20 protein-coding genes and 4 pseudogenes are annotated in these 18906 nt (G+C 62.0%); 17 read left to right on the top strand and 7 right to left on the bottom strand.

All coding sequences use genetic code 11. The features are described 5' to 3' along the window. Nucleotides 1-8: 8 nt before the first annotated feature. From L0A91_RS17380 to L0A91_RS18775, 5 genes and pseudogenes are all read left to right on the top strand, one after another. Entirely contained in the window at nt 9-407 is a 399-nt protein-coding gene (locus L0A91_RS17380) for an SURF1 family protein (protein ID WP_260115323.1), read from the top strand. After that, nucleotides 338-766, top strand: coding sequence for an SURF1 family cytochrome oxidase biogenesis protein (locus L0A91_RS17375; RefSeq protein WP_311198102.1), 429 nt, complete (start codon nt 338-340; stop codon nt 764-766). The genes L0A91_RS17380 and L0A91_RS17375 overlap by 70 nt, the downstream gene beginning before the upstream one ends. Further along, nucleotides 763-1098 carry a DUF3817 domain-containing protein gene (locus L0A91_RS07395; RefSeq protein WP_220122966.1) on the top strand — a complete coding sequence of 112 codons (336 nt, stop codon included), beginning with the start codon at nt 763-765 and terminating at the stop codon, nt 1096-1098. The genes L0A91_RS17375 and L0A91_RS07395 overlap by 4 nt, the downstream gene beginning before the upstream one ends. Then, nucleotides 1095-2671, top strand: a pseudogene (gene guaA, locus L0A91_RS07390) (glutamine-hydrolyzing GMP synthase). The gene L0A91_RS07395 and the pseudogene guaA overlap by 4 nt, the downstream one beginning before the upstream one ends. 7 nt (nt 2672-2678) lie before the next feature. Continuing rightward, nucleotides 2679-4748, top strand: a complete 2070-nt coding sequence (locus L0A91_RS18775) for a MurT ligase domain-containing protein (RefSeq protein WP_311198101.1) — start codon at nt 2679-2681, stop codon at nt 4746-4748. 30 nt (nt 4749-4778) lie between these two features. Here L0A91_RS18775 and L0A91_RS07375 read toward each other — a convergent pair whose 3' ends face one another. Further along, the gene (locus tag L0A91_RS07375; protein ID WP_235246425.1) at nt 4779-5873 is read right to left on the bottom strand and encodes a lysylphosphatidylglycerol synthase transmembrane domain-containing protein; all 1095 of its coding nucleotides are present in this window, start codon (nt 5871-5873) and stop codon (nt 4779-4781) included. Beyond that, entirely contained in the window at nt 5873-6694 is an 822-nt protein-coding gene (locus L0A91_RS07370) for a PIG-L deacetylase family protein (RefSeq protein ID WP_235246424.1), read from the bottom strand. The genes L0A91_RS07375 and L0A91_RS07370 overlap by 1 nt, the downstream gene beginning before the upstream one ends. Before the next feature lie 40 nt (nt 6695-6734). Between L0A91_RS07370 and L0A91_RS07365 the strand changes: the two genes are divergently transcribed. From L0A91_RS07365 to L0A91_RS07350, 4 genes are all read left to right on the top strand, one after another. After that, nucleotides 6735-7832, top strand: a complete 1098-nt coding sequence (locus L0A91_RS07365; protein ID WP_235246423.1) for a glycosyltransferase family 4 protein — start codon at nt 6735-6737, stop codon at nt 7830-7832. 111 nt (nt 7833-7943) lie between these two features. Continuing rightward, nucleotides 7944-8276: a hypothetical protein gene (locus L0A91_RS07360; RefSeq protein ID WP_235246422.1), complete on the top strand. Its 333-nt coding sequence runs from the start codon at nt 7944-7946 to the stop codon at nt 8274-8276. 5 nt (nt 8277-8281) lie between these two features. Next, nucleotides 8282-8566: an NUDIX hydrolase gene (locus L0A91_RS07355; RefSeq protein WP_235246421.1), complete on the top strand. Its 285-nt coding sequence runs from the start codon at nt 8282-8284 to the stop codon at nt 8564-8566. 9 nt (nt 8567-8575) lie between these two features. Continuing rightward, nucleotides 8576-8944: a hypothetical protein gene (locus L0A91_RS07350; protein WP_235246420.1), complete on the top strand. Its 369-nt coding sequence runs from the start codon at nt 8576-8578 to the stop codon at nt 8942-8944. A gap of 810 nt (nt 8945-9754) precedes the next feature. Here the strand turns inward: L0A91_RS07350 and L0A91_RS07345 are convergent. The 4 genes from L0A91_RS07345 to L0A91_RS18765 form a co-directional block, all read right to left on the bottom strand. Next, nucleotides 9755-10114: a hypothetical protein gene (locus tag L0A91_RS07345; RefSeq protein WP_235246419.1), complete on the bottom strand. Its 360-nt coding sequence runs from the start codon at nt 10112-10114 to the stop codon at nt 9755-9757. A gap of 76 nt (nt 10115-10190) precedes the next feature. Then, nucleotides 10191-10616: a hypothetical protein gene (locus L0A91_RS07340; protein ID WP_235246418.1), complete on the bottom strand. Its 426-nt coding sequence runs from the start codon at nt 10614-10616 to the stop codon at nt 10191-10193. After that, complete coding sequence (locus L0A91_RS18770; protein ID WP_311198100.1) at nt 10613-10909, bottom strand: GNAT family N-acetyltransferase; 297 nt, start codon at nt 10907-10909, stop codon at nt 10613-10615. Before L0A91_RS18770 ends, L0A91_RS07340 begins: the two co-directional genes overlap by 4 nt. Then, entirely contained in the window at nt 10885-11091 is a 207-nt protein-coding gene (locus L0A91_RS18765) for a hypothetical protein (RefSeq protein WP_311198099.1), read from the bottom strand. The genes L0A91_RS18770 and L0A91_RS18765 overlap by 25 nt, the downstream gene beginning before the upstream one ends. A gap of 64 nt (nt 11092-11155) precedes the next feature. Here L0A91_RS18765 and L0A91_RS07330 point away from each other — a divergent pair, with 64 nt between their 5' ends. The 4 genes and pseudogenes from L0A91_RS07330 (at nt 11156) to L0A91_RS19770 (ending at nt 13551) form a co-directional block, all read left to right on the top strand. Continuing rightward, complete coding sequence (locus L0A91_RS07330; RefSeq protein ID WP_235246417.1) at nt 11156-11338, top strand: hypothetical protein; 183 nt, start codon at nt 11156-11158, stop codon at nt 11336-11338. A gap of 23 nt (nt 11339-11361) precedes the next feature. Next, a pseudogene (locus tag L0A91_RS19780) lies at nt 11362-12557 on the top strand (UvrD-helicase domain-containing protein); the annotation flags it as partial. 174 nt (nt 12558-12731) lie between these two features. Beyond that, nucleotides 12732-13181 carry a 3'-5' exonuclease gene (locus L0A91_RS19775; RefSeq protein WP_397333863.1) on the top strand — a complete coding sequence of 150 codons (450 nt, stop codon included), beginning with the start codon at nt 12732-12734 and terminating at the stop codon, nt 13179-13181. Continuing rightward, entirely contained in the window at nt 13144-13551 is a 408-nt protein-coding gene (locus L0A91_RS19770) for a hypothetical protein (RefSeq protein ID WP_397333831.1), read from the top strand. The genes L0A91_RS19775 and L0A91_RS19770 overlap by 38 nt, the downstream gene beginning before the upstream one ends. Before the next feature lie 31 nt (nt 13552-13582). Here the strand turns inward: L0A91_RS19770 and L0A91_RS07320 are convergent, their stop codons facing one another. Further along, a complete protein-coding gene (locus L0A91_RS07320; RefSeq protein ID WP_235246416.1) occupies nt 13583-14569 on the bottom strand; it encodes a M23 family metallopeptidase in 987 nt (328 codons plus the stop codon). A gap of 214 nt (nt 14570-14783) precedes the next feature. Between L0A91_RS07320 and L0A91_RS07315 the strand changes: the two genes are divergently transcribed. The 4 genes and pseudogenes from L0A91_RS07315 (at nt 14784) to L0A91_RS07300 (ending at nt 18873) form a co-directional block, all read left to right on the top strand. Further along, nucleotides 14784-15194 (top strand): cobalamin B12-binding domain-containing protein, encoded by a 411-nt coding sequence (locus tag L0A91_RS07315; RefSeq protein WP_235246415.1) that lies wholly within the window; start codon nt 14784-14786, stop codon nt 15192-15194. Between the two features lie 71 nt (nt 15195-15265). Next, a pseudogene (gene sucC, locus L0A91_RS07310) lies at nt 15266-16461 on the top strand (ADP-forming succinate--CoA ligase subunit beta). Between the two features lie 17 nt (nt 16462-16478). Continuing rightward, a pseudogene (gene sucD, locus L0A91_RS07305) lies at nt 16479-17368 on the top strand (succinate--CoA ligase subunit alpha). 476 nt (nt 17369-17844) lie between these two features. Continuing rightward, nucleotides 17845-18873: a DUF6350 family protein gene (locus L0A91_RS07300; protein ID WP_235246413.1), complete on the top strand. Its 1029-nt coding sequence runs from the start codon at nt 17845-17847 to the stop codon at nt 18871-18873. Nucleotides 18874-18906: the final 33 nt, after the last annotated feature.

Raw genomic sequence — 18906 nt, 5'->3', positions numbered from 1 at the left:
AACCTCACATGCTCAAGACCGCTCTATCCCCACGATGGCTAGCACTCTTAGCTGTTCTCCTGATCGTGGTGTATTCGTTCTTCCGGCTTGGCTTGTGGCAATGGTCTAACGCCACAAGTCAGGAAAGCGTGGACCTCCTGGCCGAGCAGGCATTGCTCGATCCGGTCGCGATTACCCAGGTCACTGAGCCTCGCAGTGCCTTTCCCGAGGACGGGTCCGGCAAGCCGGTGATCGCAGAGGGCAGTTATGACGCAGAGCGTCAGTTCTATGTGCCTGACCGAGTGCTCAATGGCGACCTCGGCTATTGGGTGATGACGCCCTGGACACATCGCAGGGGGTGCTGCTGGTCCTGCGCGGGTGGGTTGCTGATCCCGTGGACGCTGACCTGCCGCCAGCGACTGGTGTAACCGTGACCGGCACTTTGGCGCCAGGGGAGTCGCCCGCACTCGATGTGGACTTGGCTAACAACTTGATGACCTCGGTGGATCTGGGTGTGCTGATCAATGCCTGGGACGACGACCTATACAACGCCTTTATTTTTGCCACCGACGAGAGCCCGCAAGTGAGTGCGGACTCGGTCGCTGAGGTGCCGCCACCGACCCTGGCCAACCGCGACATCGACTGGGGAAATCTGGGCTATGCCCTGCAATGGTGGGTATTCGCGGCCTTCGCGGTCTACATGTACTTCCGCTTCCTGCATCAAGCAGCGCACGAAGACGACGAGACCAGCGAGAACACAGATACGAAACATAAGGTGCGGGCGTGACTGATCAAAAGAAGCTGAATTTCTTCAAAGTGATGGCTTTCATCGTTGGTGTGGCCTTGCTCGTGCTGACGCTGCACATGGTGCTTCGCTACGGCTTCGACATCCACATCTTGGACTGGTGGGCTCAGCCGCACGGATTCCTCTACATGGTCTATTTGGCTGCGGTTGTGATTTTGGGATTCGACCTGCGGTGGGGCCTTGGGAAGATGGTTGGCGTGATGTTGGCCGGTGTCGTGCCCTTCCTGTCTTTTGTGGTTGAGCGCCGCGTTTCAGCACAGGCTCAAGCACAAATATCGGCTCGGCACGCCGACGCCGGTAGCATGCCAGGGTGACCGAGACACTCGTGGAGCGCCCCGTCCTGGTTGTGGACTTTGGCGCCCAATACGCTCAGCTCATCGCCCGCCGAGTTCGCGAGGCGTCCACCTACAGCGAGATCGTGCCGCACACGATGTCCAGCGCAGAGATGCTGGCTAAGAACCCTGCGGCAGTCATCCTTTCCGGAGGGCCGTCGTCGGTCTATTCCGAGGGTGCACCGTCCCTGGAAACTGACTTGGTGACCGCCGGGGTGCCGGTGTTCGGCATTTGCTACGGCTTCCAGGTCCTGGCCCGCGCGCTAGGCGGCGAGGTCGCTCGGACCGGGCACCGCGAATACGGCCAGACGCCAACGCACATCACCGACACTGACTCGACGTTGTTCAACGGACAACCCGAACAGCAGTCGGTATGGATGTCGCACGGCGACTCGGTCAGCGTTGCCCCGGAAGGCACCCGGGTGACGGCCACAACGCCGGGCACCACAGTGGCAGCCTTTGAGGACGATGAGCGACGCATCTATGGCGTGCAATGGCACCCCGAGGTGCTGCACTCCAAGTACGGCCAGCGGGTCTTGGAAAACTTCCTGCGCCGCGGTGCCGGCCTGGAGCCGACGTGGACCAGTGCCAACGTCGCCCAAGACCTGATCGCCGGGGTAAAGGCCGAAATCGGCCAGTCTCGGGTGATTTGCGGGCTCTCTGGTGGAGTGGATTCCTCGGTGGCGGCGGCATTGGTCAATGAAGCCGTCGGCGACCAACTGACCTGTGTCTTCGTCGACCACGGTCTGCTGCGCCAAGGCGAAGTTGAGCAGGTCGAGTTGGACTTCGTCCAAGCCACCGGCGTCGACTTGGTCATCGTTGATGCCCGCCAGCGCTTCTTGGATGCTCTGGCTGGGGTCAGCGACCCTGAAGAGAAGCGCAAGATCATTGGGCGCGAGTTCATTCGTGTCTTTGAGCAGGCGGCTCGGGACATCGTCGGCAACACTGGCGACGATGACCACCCAGTCGAGTTCCTGGTCCAGGGCACGCTCTATCCCGACGTGGTCGAGTCTGGTGGGGGCAGCGGCACGGCCAACATCAAGAGCCACCACAACGTTGGTGGCCTGCCCGATGACCTGCAGTTCAAGCTGATCGAGCCACTTCGCACCCTGTTTAAGGACGAGGTTCGTCAGGTTGGCCTCGAGTTGGGCGTGCCGGACGAGATCGTCTGGCGCCAGCCCTTCCCCGGGCCGGGTTTGGCTATCCGCATTGTCGGAGCCGTCGACGAGCACCGCCTGTCGATCTTGCGACGCGCAGACGCCATCGCACGACATGAGTTGAGTGCTGCTGGCTTGACCGCGATATCTGGCAGTGCCCGGTCGTGCTGCTGGCTGATGTCCGCTCGGTTGGTGTGCAAGGCGATGGCCGCACCTATGGTCACCCGATTGTGTTGCGTCCAGTCTCCAGCGAGGACGCGATGACGGCCGATTGGACTCGGATGCCCTACGAAGTCTTGGCGCGCATCTCTTCGCGCATCACCAATGAGGTTGATGACGTCAACCGTGTGGTGCTCGACGTGACCAGCAAGCCTCCGGGCACCATCGAGTGGGAGTGATCACCGCGTGGATCTGCTGACACAAGTTCGCACGAGTGCCGCGATTGCGGTGGGCAAGGCTGCTCGAACAGCATCGCGCCTGCGTGGCGGCGGCTCAGCCCTGCCTGGGCTGGTCACTGAAAAGGTTGACCCGCAGATCTTGGCGCACACCCTGGGCGAGCTTGCTCACGGCGTCGTCGTGGTCAGCGGCACCAATGGCAAAACGACCACCACCAAGATGCTGGTCGCGGTGCTTCGCGCGCACGGATTGAGCGTCTTCACCAACCCCACTGGCAGCAACTTCACCCGCGGCGTGATCTCTTCCATGTTGGGCGAGGTCGGCCTTTCTGGGCGGCTAAAGGCTGATGTGGCTGTCGTTGAGTTGGACGAGGCGCACTCACTGAAGTTTGCCCAGGTTGTGAAGCCAACCCACTCGCTGCTGCTCAACGTGGCCCGTGACCAGCTGGACCGATTTGCCGAGATTGACCACACCGCCCAGCTGCTGGCTTCGCTGGCCGAGCAGACGCATGGCTCGGTGGTGTTGAACGCCGATGATGCCTTCATCGCTCGGATTGCTGATGTTGTGCAGCCAGGCGTGGGCATTGAGTGGTTCGCCGTCGACCCGGAGATCGCCGACCAACTGCCGGCCATCCAAGAGGATGATGTGCGGTTCAGCGATCCAGCCGATGCGCCCGCCTTGGGCCCGGCCGCTGGCCTGCTGCACCCGCACGACGCAAAATCCTTCACGATCCGCTATCCCGGCGGCTCGAATGTTGGCCCGTTGGAGCTGCGACAGCGTGGTCTTGCGGCCATGATCAACTCGACGGCGGCCACCACGATGGCCCGGGTCTTGCTGGACGAGCGTTTCGTCCCGGCAACCGCGCAGATGGCGTTGGAGCGAGTTAACCCACCATTTGGTCGTGGTGAAGTCATCGACGCCAACGGCTCGCCGCTGGAGTTGGTGCTGGTCAAAAACCCGGCTGGCTTCACTGTCGCTTTGGGGACGTACGGCAGTGAGCCAGTGGCCTCCATGGTCGCCATCAACGACAACTATGCCGATGGCCGCGACGTGTCGTGGCTTTATGACGTGTCGTTTGAGTCGCTGCGCTCAAGGGGAGTGGCTCTGACCAGCGGAGTCCGCGCATACGACATGGCCTTGCGGTTGCAGTATGACGACGTGCAAGTTGATCGGGTCGAGCCAGACCTGGATGAAGCCCTGGATAGCTTTCTGGCGGCCCATCAGGGAGAGCCCACCCGGATCTTCTGCACCTACACCGCGATGATGCACCTGCGGCGTCGGCTCTCGACCAAGTTTGACCTGGCCCGCTTTGAGAGGACCCAGATAATGAGTGAGTCCACCAACCAAGACCAGGCCAGCAAGGGCGAGGTCCACCTGGTCCACCTGTATCCGCGGCAAATGAGCATCTATGGCGATCTGGGCAACACCCGCGCCATGGCTGCCCGGTTGCGCTGGCATGGGTATACCCCGGTCGTTCATGACCACCACCCAGGCGCTGACTGGCCCGAGCGGGCTCACTTGGTGCTCGGCGGTGGCGGTCAGGACTCCGGGCAGGTCCGGGTCCAAGAAGACCTCGATGTCCAGGCTGACCGGCTGCGCGAGTTGGCCAACGATGGCGTTCCGATGCTGATGATTTGTGGCATGTATCAACTCATGGGCAAGGCATTCATCACGGTCGAAGGCAAGCGTCTGCCGGGTCTAGGCATTTTGGATGTCACCACGCAGGGCAACGCCACCCGGATGATCGGGCCGGTCGTGCTAGAGACTGAGTTTGGCACTGTTGTCGGCTATGAAAACCACTCCGGATCGACGGTGCTGGGCGAGGGCCAGGCCGCCTTTGGCAAGGTGCTGCACGGCAACGGCAACAATCCCGAAGATGGTGACGAAGGTGCCCGCACTAACAACGTCATCGGCTCCTACCTGCACGGGCCGATCCTGCCTGCGAATCCAGCATTGGCCGACAGCCTGCTGGAGATTGCGGCAATCAGAGCCACCGGATCATGGCTGCCGAATGAGATCGACGACAGCATCGCAACCCAAGCGCACCAGCGTCAGGTCACTCGTCTAACGGATCGTTAGCCTGACTCGACTTTTGGCCCGTCGGTCGCCTCATCTGGGGCGGTCGGCGGGTCTTCTGTTGTTGTCGATCTGCCCGGCTGCCGTTTTGTGCCGGGGGCCAAACCACCAGCCTGCCCAGGCGGCAAGGCCCAGTGGCACTTCGAGCAGGTGGGTGAACACGGCATAGAGCAGGGCTGCGGCTGAGGCGGCAGTAGGGTCGCCGCCAAAGGCCACCAGAATGCCGGCGGTGCCTACTTCGGTGACGCCGAGGCCACCGGGGGTGATCGCGACGACGGTCAAAAACTGCCGGAAGGTGTATGCGGCCAGCAACTCAGCGATGGCCAGGTCCAGTCCCACAGAGCGGGACGCCACGACATACAAGATGAAGAAGAAACCGAACATCCCGACTAGGCCCAGGGTCAGCCGCCCCCAGCCTTCGCTGACGACCAAGTGAGTGCGTGCACGTTGGTCGGCAATCAGGGTGTCGACGTTGGTCAGGCTGGGGAAGCGACCAGTCGGTGGTGAAACAGCCCGCTTGAGCACCGATCCGACATCGGCGGCGAAGCGCTCGGAGGAGATCACGGCGACGAAAAAGCCGACCAGCATGATGCCCACACCAGCAGCCACAAAGGCGGCCACAACGAGGGCATTGGGGGCGGCCACGGCGCCGACGACGACCACGAGCGCACCAATGATGGGCAGGATCAGGCGAGCCAGTAGGTTCCAGATGCTGCCGACCACGATCGCGGTCGAAATGTTGCGGCGGCTAAAGCCCCACGAGCGGAACATCATGTAGGTCATCGCGACGCCGACAGCGCCACCACCAGGGAGGATGTTGCTGACCATGGAGCCAGCCGCATTGACCATCAGGGCCCGCAGGTGAGTCAGGCCGGGCAGCGTGGCGATCAGCGTGTAGGTGTAGCAATACAGCCCTGTGATCAACAGGCCAGCCATCAGCAGCGCAGGGCCGACACCGACCATTTTCATCTGCTCGCCGATTTGTGGCCAGGTGGTCCCGGCGATCCAGGGCAGGCCGTAGACCAGCAACACAATCGCGATCGCAAAACCGACGAGTGACTGGGTCACTTCCTTCCAGCCAATCTTGTCCAGCAGTGATCCGCCGGGCTCAGGTTGTGCGGTAGTCATCAGGCAACCATCCAAATGTCTTTAAGCGGCTTGGCCACAGGGGCACCCGCGGGTTCATGAAAATACTCGCGGCCCAGCAGGGCGCTAAAGGCAGGTCGGGGCAGGCGAAGCAGAGTCGCCATGGTGCGATCGGGTGCACCGGCGTCTGCAGAAGCCTGTGAGGCATGCGCCTGGAGAGCGGCACGCTTTGCTCTGATCGCTGTTGCCCGGCTCAGCTTGATCCGGTGGGTGATGTCAGCCGAGGGCGTGAACTTATCGGCCCACTCATCGGGGTCAAAGCCATTGTCGAAGCGGCGAACGACGCCGAGGGCTCGCAGCGCTCGGTGCAGTGGCTCACGGGGCGCGGTGGCTTCGAGCAAGCGGGTGCTCAGCCGCTCAGCGACAGCTCGAGCAACGTGGTGGACAACAACATGGTCGCGGTGGCCATAGCCACCAGCAGCGTCATAGCCGAGGATCAGGTTTGGGGTCTCATCGGCCAACAGGGCGCACACCTGATCGACGATCTGTGGCAGGTCAGCCTGGACCAACCGCTCTCGGCCTGGTGGTGCAGGCTCCGTCTCAGGGCCCATACCGGAGTCTGAATATCCAGCGAACTCAACGCGCGCTGCGCCCAGAGCCTTGGCGCTCGCTTGGAGTTCCCGCAGGCGTTGCTGGCCCAAACCCCCGGCGCGGAACTCCTGCGCGGCAGGCCCGGCGTCCCCGTCGGTCAACGTCACCAGCACAACACGGTGTCCAGCCTGTGCAGCCAGTGCCAGCGTGCCGCCGCTCAATAGGGCCTCATCATCGGGATGCGCGTTGATCGCGACCAGAGTTTGAGGCATTCAATCACTCTAACTGGCGACCTCGTGCGAAAGTGTCTGTGTGCGTGTGGTCCTCGTCTCTGATGTCTTTTCGCCCCGACTTGGTGGCATCGAGACCCAAGTGTCGGGCCTCGCTGCTCAGTTGGCGCAAGCAGGACACCAGGTGGACGTGCTGACGGCCACTCCAAGCGCCGATGGGGATGATCGTGGCCCATCGCTAGCGGGAGTCACTGTGCATCGCTTGACCCCACCCATACCGCTGCCAGCCCCGATTAATCCGTGGGCTGGGGACGACTTGGAGAGCTTGATAGCAGGGGCCGACGTTGTGCATGCGCACTTGGGGGTGATGGCTCCTTTTGCGGCGATGGCGATCAGGCGGGCGTTGGCTGCGGGGTTGCCGACCACGATCACCTGGCACTCGATGGTGGGGGAGTCGGTGTTGCCGCTACGGGCACGGAGTTGGCGAGGCTGGGTCGCCGGTGGTGCCCTGCCCTCGACCGTTTCTGGTCCGGCCGCTGAGCAACTGCAGGCTGTCTTGGGAGCCGAGGTCGATGTCATACCAAACGGGGTTGATGCTGGGCGGTGGACACACGCGGCGAGCCTTGCTGATCCAAGCGGCCAGCCACACCTCGTTAGCGCTCAACGGTTCGCCACCCGCAAGCGGCCTTGGGGGCTGATCCAGGCGGTGCATCACGTGCGTGCTCAACTGCCCCAGGGACGAAAGCCAACGCTGGAGATAGCCGGTGATGGTCACTTGCTGGCGCCGATGCGAGCCTGGGTCGCTGCACGGGATTGGGACTGGGTGAGCTTGCCGGGCCGATTGGATCAACCGACTCTCGCCGATCTCTATGCTCGCAGCGACCTCTATCTGAATAGCTCGCGCAAAGAGTCCTTTGGGATTGCAGCGGCTGAGGCGCTCGCTAGTGGCCTGCCCGTTTTGGGGTATGCCAACACGGGAGTGGCCGACATCGTCGCCGACGGGCACGGCTGGCTTGCTGGAAGCGACGCTGACTTTGTGGCTAGGCTGCGCTGGATTTTGGAACGGCCCGACCGGTTGGAGGCCGCGCGCCCCAAGAGGTCGGGGGAGCGCTTCACGGATTGGCTGGCCGTGGTGGAGCGAACCATTGCGCTTTACCGCCGCGCGGGTGCCGCTCCATGAGGCAAAGTCCGGCCAGTGCACCCTGGAAAACATCCTCGGTTGCCGGAAAAGGCCTCATGGGCGCATTCGCTAGAGTTGCAGCGCCATTGGTGATGGAAATGAGGGAGTGCCGTGAGCAGCAGGCTGGAGATTGAGGCCACTACGCCTGAGGGCGAGGTGTTGCCACGCATCGTTGTTGCGCACGGCGAGCAGCCCGAGGTGTTGCTTTACCGCGCAGGGTGGCAGGCTCGCTGGATCGACGCTATTGCCGAGGGAGAGACCGTTGTCCTGCGCTATCAGGTCAGCACGGTGCAACCACCGCTGCCGTATCGGCGGATTGCCGCGTATGCGCTCGTCATTGAAGAGGTCGACGGCCAAGAATCCGTTCTGTTGACCTCGTTTACGGATAGCAAAGACACCTGGGGTCTGCCTGGGGCGGGGTCCATCCAGGCGAGCAACCCCTAGACGGCGTGGTGCGAGAGGTCTGGGAAGAATCAGGTCAGCGCATTTCGGAAATCGATCCCATCGCCGCAACCAGCGATCACTGGGTCGGGTCATCCCCGGCCGGTCGCTTTGAGGATTTCAACGCCGTCCGATTGCTTTATAGGGCTAGGTGCGCTGACCCGGTTGAGCCGGTCATCCATGATGTCGGCGGATCCACGGATCAAGCACAGTGGGTGCCAATTGCCGAAGCGTTATCGCGCAGGCTCGTGCCGTTCACCCGCAGGCTCATTGAGCGCCGACACGATCGTTAGAGTGAGGCCATGGATATCATCTACGGCCTGATCGTTGGCGTGCACATGGTGGGCTTTGCGGCCATCATGGTCGGCTACTACTTTTCCTGGTCGGCCTCGCGCGGTAACCGGCCGATGTTTCCTGGTCAGGTGATGGTGATCGGCGCTCGCACGCAGATCATCACTGGTCTGATCATCGTGGGCCTCGGCTCGACCTTGGTTGATGAGGACTACAACTACATCAAGATCACCGCGAAGCTTTTGGTTGCGCTCGCGGTGGCCTGGCTCGTTGAGAAGGGTGCAGCCCAGGCGCGGCGCCATGAGTATGTGCAGCCCAAACTCGTTCATGCTGCTGGTCTTTTGGCGATCGCGAATGCGCTGATGGCCTCGCTCTGGTAGTTAGCGGTCAAGTCGGCGCACCTCCTGAAAGGCGAATGTCTACAGGGCATCGCGGAAGATTTCTCTCCCGACTCTTTCCGCCAAATGGTGTGGTCTAGGCGGATCTCCGAAATGCCCCGTGTCTGGGCGAGCGCGCCCACCAGACTGCTTGCTTCCTTAGCGGCAATCTCTCGGTCAAGCGCACTCTTTACATATCTCACGATCATGCGGTCAGCCTTTACGCCGGGAATCTGGCAGAGCATCAAGAAGTACGTCCAAGTCAGTCCACTTCGCTGCCCTGTGATGTCCAACCATTGTTTCTTTACCGGCGAAACTTCTTGCTGATCCTTGCTCGTGAGCGCTTTCTGAACATCAGCAACTGTTTCTAAGTTGTGTGCCGCCAAGATTTCTGCGGCGTTCAGAGCCGCCTCGGCTTTGGTGGGAGCCCCTGCTGCGTGGATGTTTTCCACCTGTTTGTTTTCTCAACTAGCCCCGTAATGCCGCCCCAACGGGCAACCGCGGATATCAGGTCTGAGGCAGTGTCGTTGGTTGGGTCCGCCCCATCCGAACTCCGGGCCTTGCGGTAGCGGTTCAGAGCGTTGGTGACCCTCGAATACCGGTTCCCAGTGGAATAGATCGAATCCAGGATGGCGATAGCGACGCTGTCGTAGCCACGTGGATGGAACCAGCGACTGTCGTCCTTCCCCAGATCCCTGTCGACGGCAGCAGCCAACAGCTCCAAGTCAGTTGACTGCGGTTCGCTCTCGTTCGGCATTGGGTAAGGCTAGGCGGCGGTAGTAAAAGCGCGCCCCGAAATGCGTTTCCTCGTCGTTATTTGCGGGTTGACGCTGGCCGGTTCTTCATCAGCCACCACAGCCCGATGATCGGCAAGATCACCGGGATAAAGAGATAACCCTGCCCATAGTTTGACCAGACCGTGGCATCGGGGAAGGACTCTGGAGCTAAATCGCTCCATGTCCCCACGATCAGCACACCGGCCAACTCGATGCTGATGGTCACGACGCTTACCCACCAGGCGCGAGGCCCAGAAAAGGCCAGTGAAACTGTGGCAACCACATAGATCGCGGCAGCAATCGCGGAGAGCGTGTAGGCCAACGGGGCGACGGAAAACTCGGTGATGATCTGAAAGGTCGCCCGCGACACCGAGCCGATGACAAACACGACGTACATCGCAAAGATGACCCGCCCTGGCCCTTGGTTCTTGACTGCGCCGTGGCCGCCCGTGCTCGTTGCGGCGAACCGGTGCTCACGACATACCAACTCCGGCCCAGATTTGTGCGGCTCGGCCGCACATCACGGCGGCGACAAAGGCAGCAACGGCCAACACGAAACTGCCCCAACGCGTCGGCTCATCCTTGGCCCAAATCAGCCCCAGGGCAGGAAGCATGACGATGGTCACCAGGTAGGCCCATAACTCCCAGACTGGGCCGACCGGACCCTCGCCGCCGATCGAGATAAAAAGGTAGCGGCCGGCATAGGCAAGCAAGACAACTTGCAACAGGCTGGTCGCGCCGATCAGCAGTCGATCAGGCGCGCGGCCACGCAGGCCCCAGATCACGCTGAGCCCGGCGACGGCTAGACCGACGGCCAAGGCGATACCGGTGTAGACATCGAGATAGCTGGAGCTGCTGGCAGTCTGTGCTGCCGTGCTTAGTGCGGCAAGCTCTGTCATACGCGGCTTCCCAAAGCGGTCAGCGAATCGCCCGTCAGCCGCTGTGTTGTCCAGTCATCCATCGCATTGGCGCCCAGGTGCCGATAGACCTCTTGAGCGGAGGTGTTCCAGTCCAAGACTGTCCACTCCATCCGTGGGTAGCCGCGCTCGACGCAGATCGCTGCGAGCTGCGCCATCAACTTGGTGGCCAAGCCCTGGCCGCGATGCTTGGGGCTGACGTAGAGGTCTTCGAGCCACACGCCGTTCTTGCCGGTCCAGGTGGAGAAGGTCAAGAACCAGATGGCAATGCCCACGACCTGGCCATCCACCTCAGCGACGTGACCCCAGACCGTCGGGCTGCCCGTGGGGGAAACATCGCCGCCGTGTAGCTCTCGAGCGTCCCAACGGCGGCGTCAGGCTCTTCCTCAAACTCGGCTAGCTCGCGGACAAGTTGCAAGATCTGCTCGAGGTCATCGGCTGTGGCAGGTCGGATCATGACCTAAGCGTATGACGGCCAGCCGCTGAGCCATGCATGGGATCGACCGTAGAATGGGGGCAACATGAGCAGCCTCTTTGATGACATCCCTCTGCCCTCCTTCACTCCGCCCTCGGTCGAAGTGGATGAACAAGGTGTGCCCACCTGGGCGCGCGGCGATGGCGCGGCTCCATCATTCGTTCAGGACGAACCAGAGGAGGAGGGCGCCCCGGCGAGCAGACCGAGGCTGACCTCACCGAAGGACTGAACCCGCCGCAGGCTCAGGCTGTTGTGCACGCCGGTTCGCCGTTGCTGATTGTTGCGGGTGCAGGCTCCGGCAAGACGCGCGTGCTGACCCATCGGATTGCGCACCTGCTCGGCCATCGGGGGGCCACTCCGGGCCAGGTCCTGGCGATTACCTTCACCAACAAGGCCGCTGGCGAGATGCGTGAGCGTGTCGAATCGCTCGTGGGGCCACGGGCTCGGGCGATGTGGGTGTCGACCTTCCACTCAGCGTGCGTGCGCATCCTGCGCCGTGAGGCAGCGACTGTCGGTTTGAAGGCGTCGTTCTCTATCTATGACTCCGCAGACAGCCAGCGGTTGATGGGCATGGTCGTGCGCGACATGGGCCTAGACCCTAAGCGCTACCCGCCGCGTGGTGTCTTGTCCAAGGTGTCGTCGGCCAAGAACGAGTTGCTCGACCCTGATGATTTCCGCGCCAGCGTGGGGCAAAACCCGTATGAGTTAGAGGTCGCCGAAGCCTACCGGCGCTATCAAGATCGCCTGCGGCAAGCGAATGCCCTCGACTTTGACGACATCATCTCCTCGACGGTTCACATCCTGCAGGCGTTTCCCGGCGTTCGTGAGCACTACCGTCGCCGGTTCCGCCACGTGTTGGTCGACGAATATCAAGACACCAACCACGCGCAATACATGCTGATCAAAGAGTTGGTCGGCAGCGATGATGACGGCACCGGCATCCCGCCAGCCGAGCTCGTAGTGGTGGGTGACGCCGACCAGTCGATCTATGCCTTCCGTGGCGCCACGATCCGCAACATTGTTGAGTTCGAAGAGGACTACCCCGACGCGACCACGATTTTGTTGGAGCAAAACTATCGCTCCACCGAGACAATTTTGGCCGCTGCAAACGCAGTGATTTCGCGTAATGCTGCCCGGCGCGACAAGAACCTGTGGACCGATGTCGGCGAAGGCGCCAAGATTGTTGGCTACGTCGCTGACGACGAGCGTGACGAGGCATCCTTCGTGTCGCAGCGCATCGACAAGTTGGGTGATGAGCACGGGGTCCGCCCCGGCGATGTTGCGGTCTTTATCGCACCAACGCTCAGTCCCGTGCGATTGAAGAAGTCCTGGTCCGCAATGGCCTGCCCTACAAGGTGGTCGGCGGCACCCGGTTCTATGAGCGCAAAGAGATTAAGGATGCGCTGGCCTATTTGCGCGCCATCGCTAACCCTGCTGACGACGTCAATCTGCGCAGGATCCTCAATGTGCCCAAGCGGGGCATTGGTGATCGGGCCGAGGGCTCCATCGTCGCGCTCGCCGAACGTGAGCGAGTCCCATTTGTAGCCGCACTCGGGCGGGCAGAAGACGCACCCGGTTTGGCCACGCGGTCGCTGAAGCAGATCAAGAGTTTCACCGCGCTGATGGAAGACCTCGGGGCCATCGCGGGCGACCCAGACAAGGGCGTTGGCGTCCTCGTTGAGGCCATCCTAGATCGCTCCGGGTATGTCTCGGAGTTGCGCAAGAGCACCGACCCGCAAGACGAAACTCGCCTGGAGAACCTCAGCGAGCTAGTCGCCGTGTCGTATGAGTTTGACGACAACTATCCCGAAGGCTCGCTTGTCGAGTTCCTGGAGCAGGTATCACTCGTCGCTGACGCCGATGAGATCCCCACCGATGGCGAATCTGCTGGCGTCGTCACGCTGATGACCCTGCATACCGCCAAGGGGTTGGAGTTTCCGGTTGTCTTCCTCACCGGGCTGGAAGACGGCACCTTCCCGCACATGCGCTCACTGAACGACCCCAAAGAACTCGAAGAAGAACGGCGCTTGGCGTATGTCGAGTCACCCGAGCCCGGGAACGACTGTTCTTGAGTCGGGCAGGGCAAGGTCTTCGTTTGGCCAGCCGTCGTGGAACCCGCCCTCGCGGTTCTTGGATGAGATCCCGCGTGAACTGATCGACTGGGAGCGCGTTGACGCAGATCGTCGACAGATGATGGGCCGGCCCAGTGCCAGCAGTAGTTCGGTGGTGCGATTGGATCCCCGTGGGTCACGCGCCGCCAATGCTGGCAATCACGAGCCGATCAGCGTGGCATCAGGGGATCGGGTCAATCACGACAGTTTTGGCCTTGGCACGGTCATCCGGGTTGAGGGCAAAGATGCCAACACGATGGCACACGTGGACTTTGGCGAGGCCGGTGTGAAGCGGCTCCTGCTGAGGTATGCGCCGCTCGAGAAGTTGTAGCGCTAGCCCTAGTCAACGGGTGTAGCCGGAACTACAGGAGCGCGTCGCGCTCTTCCAGCCACCCCCGCGGGTTGATCGGGTCTGAGTCGCCCGTGCCGCCGGGGCGCACTTCGAAGTGCAGGTGCGGGCCGGTGCTGTTGCCGGTGTTGCCCAGGTAGCCAACAAGATCGCCAGGCATAACTTGATCGCCAACCTCGACGGTGCTCGAGATCATGTGCCCGTAGACGATCATGGTGCCGTCTTCCAGAACGATCTTGACGTGGTTGCCCAAGCCAGAGTTGTATTCGGCGACCGCAACGGTGCCCTTGCCGACTGACACGAGGTCAGTGCCCTCGGGAGCGCCGTAGTCGATGCCGCTGTGGGCACGGCCCCAACGCTCGCCAAACTCGGAGGTGATCCGCTCGTTGGTCGCGACAGGGGCGACGAAGGTCTCCGCATTGCGGATCTCGTCAAGCACTTCTGTCGTCTCGTTGGCTGTCGTGCCGGCGATGTCGTTGGTGTTGTCGTAAGCCGCGATCGTCTGGCTCATCTCGGCCTGGGTCGTGCTGGAGAGCTCGGTGGTGAGTGCGCTGGCAGCGCCTCGGCTCTGCGAACGAGAAGCGGCCGCGATGTCGCGTGAACTCACATCATTGAGTTGAGCGTTGGTCGCGGCGATCGTGACCTCTGGGACTTCGGTGCTCATCTGCGCGGAGGCAACAACGCTTCCCGCCATCACGACGACGGCTGATGCTGCCATCGACGGGGCGACTCGGGAAAGGGCACGTCGCTCAGATGGGCGGCGGTGTGCTCCTGCCTTGGCTGTGCGGTACGCACTGCGCGACGCGAACTCACAAGCATCCAGACCATCGCCCGTTGGTGCTGCGTCAAAAACTGAAGGTTGCGTGACCGGGGCTTGCGGCATGCTGTGCTGCGGCTGGGTGTTCAGCCACTCGCGAAACTCACGACGGGTCATTCCTTGAGCCTGAGCCTGCTCGCCCGAGAGCACGTCGCTGTGGCGACTCTCGGTCTCAGGTGGCATCAATGAACTCCAAACATTTCGAATGAGGATCGGCCGCTGCGCCTTTGAGCGGACCATGGCAAAGGAATCACGTTGTCCTTTGGCTTGTCACTCGAACTTAGCGCAAGGGCGCGGGGCCGTGTCAATTGCTCCACAGCGATTGAGGCGTACCTCACGTATTTCCTGATTCACACCGAGACAGCCTTGCCGAGGTGAGTGCGCTAGCCTGCAGAGCATGACCAACTCACCGTTGCGCGTGGTCGTAGCAAAGCCGGGCCTCGATGGACACGATCGAGGCGCCAAGGTTGTTGCCCGAGCCCTGCGAGATGCCGGCGTCGAAGTGATTTATACGGGTTTGCACCAAACCCCTCAGCAAATTGTGGCTGCTGCGATCGCTGAGGACGCTGATGCGGTCGGACTCTCGGTCCTTTCAGGGGCCCACATGACTCTTTTCGCCAAGGTGATCGAGTTGCTCGCTGAGCAGGATGCCTCCGACATCGTGGTGTTTGGCGGTGGCATCATCCCCGAAGCCGACATCCCCTTGCTGACCGAGATGGGGGTCGCACAAATCTTCACGCCTGGCGCCACGACAGTGGAAATCGCCGAATGGGTCAACTCTGACCTGCGCAAAGCCGTCAGTTCCTGATCTACTGACCGCACGAATTCTTAAGCACACCACAACGTCCACTCTTTAATCACATGATGGGAATCTGACTCGTGGATCTGTATGAATATCAAGCACGTGACCTTTTTGAGGCACATGGCGTGCCGGTTTTGCCTGCTGCAGTAATGCAGGACGCAAGCGAAGCGGCAGAAGCCGCGACGCGTATCGGTGCCGACAGTGGCGGCGTTGTTGTCGTCAAGGCCCAGGTCAAGGTTGGTGGACGCGGTAAGGCTGGCGGCGTGAAGTTGGCGCGCAGCCCCGAAGAGGCCACCCAGGCTGCCAACGACATCTTGGGTTTGGACATCAAGGGCCACACCGTTGGCACTGTGATGATTGCCCAAGGCGCCAAGATCGCTGAGGAGTACTACTTCTCGATCCTGCTCGACCGCTCAAACCGCACCTTGCTCGCCATGTGCAGCAAGGAAGGCGGCATGGAGATCGAGCAGTTGGCCGTCGAGCGCCCAGACGCGCTTGCTCGCGTGGCAGTCGACCCGCTGGTTGGCATTGACGACGCGAAGGCCGCCGAGATTGTTCAGGAGGCTGGTTTCGACTCGGACCACGACGAAATCGCCAGCGCGCTGAAGAAGCTGTGGAAGGTCTACCAGGAAGAAGACGCCACGCTGGTTGAGGTCAACCCGCTGGTGAAGACCGAAGATGGCCAGATCTTGGCTCTCGACGGCAAGGTCACGCTGGACGAGAACGCTGACTTCCGTCACCCCGAGCACGCAGACTTGGTGGACGAAGCTGCAGCAGACCCGCTGGAGGCCAAGCCAAGTCCAAGGGCCTGAACTACGTGAAGCTTGACGGCAACGTCGGCATCATCGGCAACGGCGCCGGCTTGGTGATGTCCACGCTGGACGTTGTGGCCTATGCCGGTGAAGACCTCGGCGAGACCGATGGCGTGCTGGCCACCCCGGCCAACTTCCTTGACATCGGCGGTGGCGCTTCCGCCCAGGTGATGTCCGATGGTCTCGACGTGATTTTGGGTGACGAGCAAGTTCGCTCGGTATTCGTCAACGTCTTCGGTGGCATCACCTCGTGTGACGCCGTCGCCGAGGGCATCGTCGCTGCGCTTGAGCAGTTGGGCGACTCGGCCACCAAGCCGCTGGTCGTTCGCCTTGATGGCAACAATGTCGACGAGGGCCGAGCCATCCTCGCCAAGGCTGCACACCCATTGGTGACGTTGGCCGAAACGATGGACGGTGGCGCTCGCGCCGCAGCCGAGCTCGCAGTCAACCCGAACAGCTGAGGACGAAGGACTAAATAATGGCGATCTTTCTCGATAACAACTCCAAGGTCATCGTCCAGGGCATGACTGGATCCGAAGGCCGCAAGCACACCCAGCGCATGCTGGCTTCGGGCACCAACATCGTTGGCGGCGTGACCCCAAGAAGGGCGGCCAGAGCGTCGACTTCGCGGACGGTGTGAGCGTGCCGGTATTCAACAGCGTCGGCGAGGCAATGGAGGCCACGGGCGCAAACGTCTCCGTGATCTTTGTGCCAGCCAAGTTCACTAAGGCTGCCGTCGTTGAGTCCGTCGATGCCGGTATCCCGCTGGCTGTCGTGATCACCGAGGGCGTGCCGGTCAAGGACACTGCTGAGTTCTACACCTACGCCACGCAGGCTGGCACGACCCGGTTGGTCGGCCCGAACTGCCCCGGCCTCATCACCCCCGGCCAGTCGAACGCGGGCATCATCCCCTCAAACATCACCTCCTCGGGTCGCATCGGCTTGGTTTCCAAGTCGGGCACGCTGACCTACCAGATGATGTTTGAACTGCGCGACATCGGCTTCACCACCTGCGTCGGCATCGGTGGCGACCCGGTCATCGGCACCACCCACATCGACTGCCTCAAGGCTTTCGAAGAGGACCCGGAAACTGACGCCATTGTGATGATTGGTGAGATTGGTGGCGACGCTGAGGAGCGCGCCGCCGCATACATCAAGGACAACGTCACGAAGCCGGTTGTCGGCTATGTTGCTGGCTTCACCGCTCCCGAGGGCAAGACGATGGGCCACGCTGGCGCCATCGTGTCGGGATCCTCGGGCACGGCTGAGGCAAAGAAGGAAGCACTTGAGGCTGCGGGTGTGAAGGTCGGCAAGACGCCTTCTCAGACCGCAGACCTGATGCGCGAAATCATTGCCGGGATGAACTAACTCGAATCCCCAACGAAAGGGGCCGACGACCTTCGGGTTGTCGGCCCTTCGTTGCCCCAGGTGCCTCTTCACTCGTGATGTGACCAGAAAAACTCGTCACATCACAAATGAAAAGGCACACCGGCGGTGCGCCTCCCGCGGCTGGCCGCACTTCCCGGCGACGATAGTTCGGCTATGACCGTGACTCGTAATGTTTCTCACCGTGAACGGAGCCGGATGGACTCCTCGAGTTCCAGGACTCTGCCAGACCGCATTCGCAGCGGCTGGATGGCCCTGCTCGCTGGTGCCCTGGCCTGTCTGATCGGGTGGCTCGCGGTCGCGGTGCCAATCACCGTGGCCTGGGTCGCTGACTCGCGCAGCACCGTGTCGCTGTGGCAGACCCTCGGCATCTCCATCGACGGGTGGGCGCTGGCTCACCGTGGTGTCGTCCATGCACCTGAGGTGTCGCTATACCTCGCACCCTGTTCCTCACTGCCGTGCCTATACTGCTCTGCCGGTATGCCGTGCGTCAGGTTCTCGCGGACACGGACTCTGAAGAAGCCCCGCGTCGCATTGGTGGCTACCGGGCGGCGCTGGAAGCCCTGCGCGCCGTTGAACTGGTTGCCTTTGTGCTTGCCTACGCCATGATGGGTTGGCTTCTGGCTGTCTTAGCCGGGTTGGGTCAAGCCCCGGTGGGCAAACTGTCGCTGGTGCCCGGTCTTATCTTGATCCCCGCTGTCGGTGTCGTGCTCGCGCTGATTCGCGAAAACCGCGAGCATCGCTACCCGATGATCGACAAGGCCCTGAACTGGTTGACGTTGCGCATCCCGGTCCTCGCCCGACGCGGACTGGCACCTGCGGGAGAGGCGCTGGCCGGTCTTGGCGCTGCTTCGCTTTTGGTGTTGATCTTTCTCGTGGCTATCCGCTTTGACCGAGTGAGTCTGTTGTCAGGTGCCCTCGACACCGGCATCATCGGGATGATTGTGCTCGTTGGTGCCCAACTCTTGTTGCTGCCCAATGTGATGCTTTGGGCTTTGGGTTGGCTGGTCGGATCTGGGTTGTTTATCGGGACCGTGCATGTCGGCTGGACCGAGACCACAGCCGGCGATCTGCCACTCGTGCCGATTTTGGCGGCCTTGCCTGAGCCTGGGCCTCTCCCCGGCGGACTGTGGGCTGTTGTCATCGTGCCCATCCTGGCCGGGGCTTGGCTGGGTTGGCGCAGCGCCCGACTGGCTCCTCGACTGGCGTCCTGGTGGACCAAAGCCCAAGTGTCGCTCTCGGCGTGCTTGTGGGTGAGTGTCGCCGTGCTGGTGCTCACCTGGATGGCTAGCGGTGGCATGCAACCAGGCTTATTGAGAACCATCGGTGTATTACCGCTACAGACCACCGCTGCACTCCTAGGTGAGTTGGCTGCCGGCGCCGCAATCATGGTGACGCTGATGCACTTCACCGGGCGTGGCCTTGGCGGTGCGCGCTCCGACGCGGCGAAGTCGAGTGCCGCTGAGCGGGGCGACGCGACCGCCTAAGGAGGATGAGCCGGAAGTCGGGGTTCACCGCGC

Origin of the sequence: Ornithinimicrobium sp. INDO-MA30-4 (assembly GCF_021535045.1) — a bacterium.
GTDB lineage: Bacteria > Actinomycetota > Actinomycetes > Actinomycetales > Dermatophilaceae > Ornithinicoccus.
The sequence above is the reverse complement of the archived record's forward strand: the minus strand, read 5'-3'. Positions and strand labels throughout refer to the sequence as shown.

Coding starts and splice junctions, on each gene's coding strand:
- L0A91_RS17380 (WP_260115323.1), top strand. CDS start 9: ATGCTCAAGACCGCTCTATCCCCACGATGGCTAGCACTCTTAGCTGTT.
- L0A91_RS07375 (WP_235246425.1), bottom strand. CDS start 5,873: ATGACTACCGCACAACCTGAGCCCGGCGGATCACTGCTGGACAAGATT.
- L0A91_RS07370 (WP_235246424.1), bottom strand. CDS start 6,694: ATGCCTCAAACTCTGGTCGCGATCAACGCGCATCCCGATGATGAGGCC.
- L0A91_RS07350 (WP_235246420.1), top strand. CDS start 8,576: ATGGATATCATCTACGGCCTGATCGTTGGCGTGCACATGGTGGGCTTT.
- L0A91_RS07345 (WP_235246419.1), bottom strand. CDS start 10,114: ATGTACGTCGTGTTTGTCATCGGCTCGGTGTCGCGGGCGACCTTTCAG.
- L0A91_RS07340 (WP_235246418.1), bottom strand. CDS start 10,616: ATGACAGAGCTTGCCGCACTAAGCACGGCAGCACAGACTGCCAGCAGC.
- L0A91_RS18765 (WP_311198099.1), bottom strand. CDS start 11,091: ATGATCCGACCTGCCACAGCCGATGACCTCGAGCAGATCTTGCAACTT.
- L0A91_RS07330 (WP_235246417.1), top strand. CDS start 11,156: ATGAGCAGCCTCTTTGATGACATCCCTCTGCCCTCCTTCACTCCGCCC.
- L0A91_RS19775 (WP_397333863.1), top strand. CDS start 12,732: ATGGAAGACCTCGGGGCCATCGCGGGCGACCCAGACAAGGGCGTTGGC.
- L0A91_RS19770 (WP_397333831.1), top strand. CDS start 13,144: ATGTCGAGTCACCCGAGCCCGGGAACGACTGTTCTTGAGTCGGGCAGG.
- L0A91_RS07320 (WP_235246416.1), bottom strand. CDS start 14,569: ATGCCACCTGAGACCGAGAGTCGCCACAGCGACGTGCTCTCGGGCGAG.
- L0A91_RS07315 (WP_235246415.1), top strand. CDS start 14,784: ATGACCAACTCACCGTTGCGCGTGGTCGTAGCAAAGCCGGGCCTCGAT.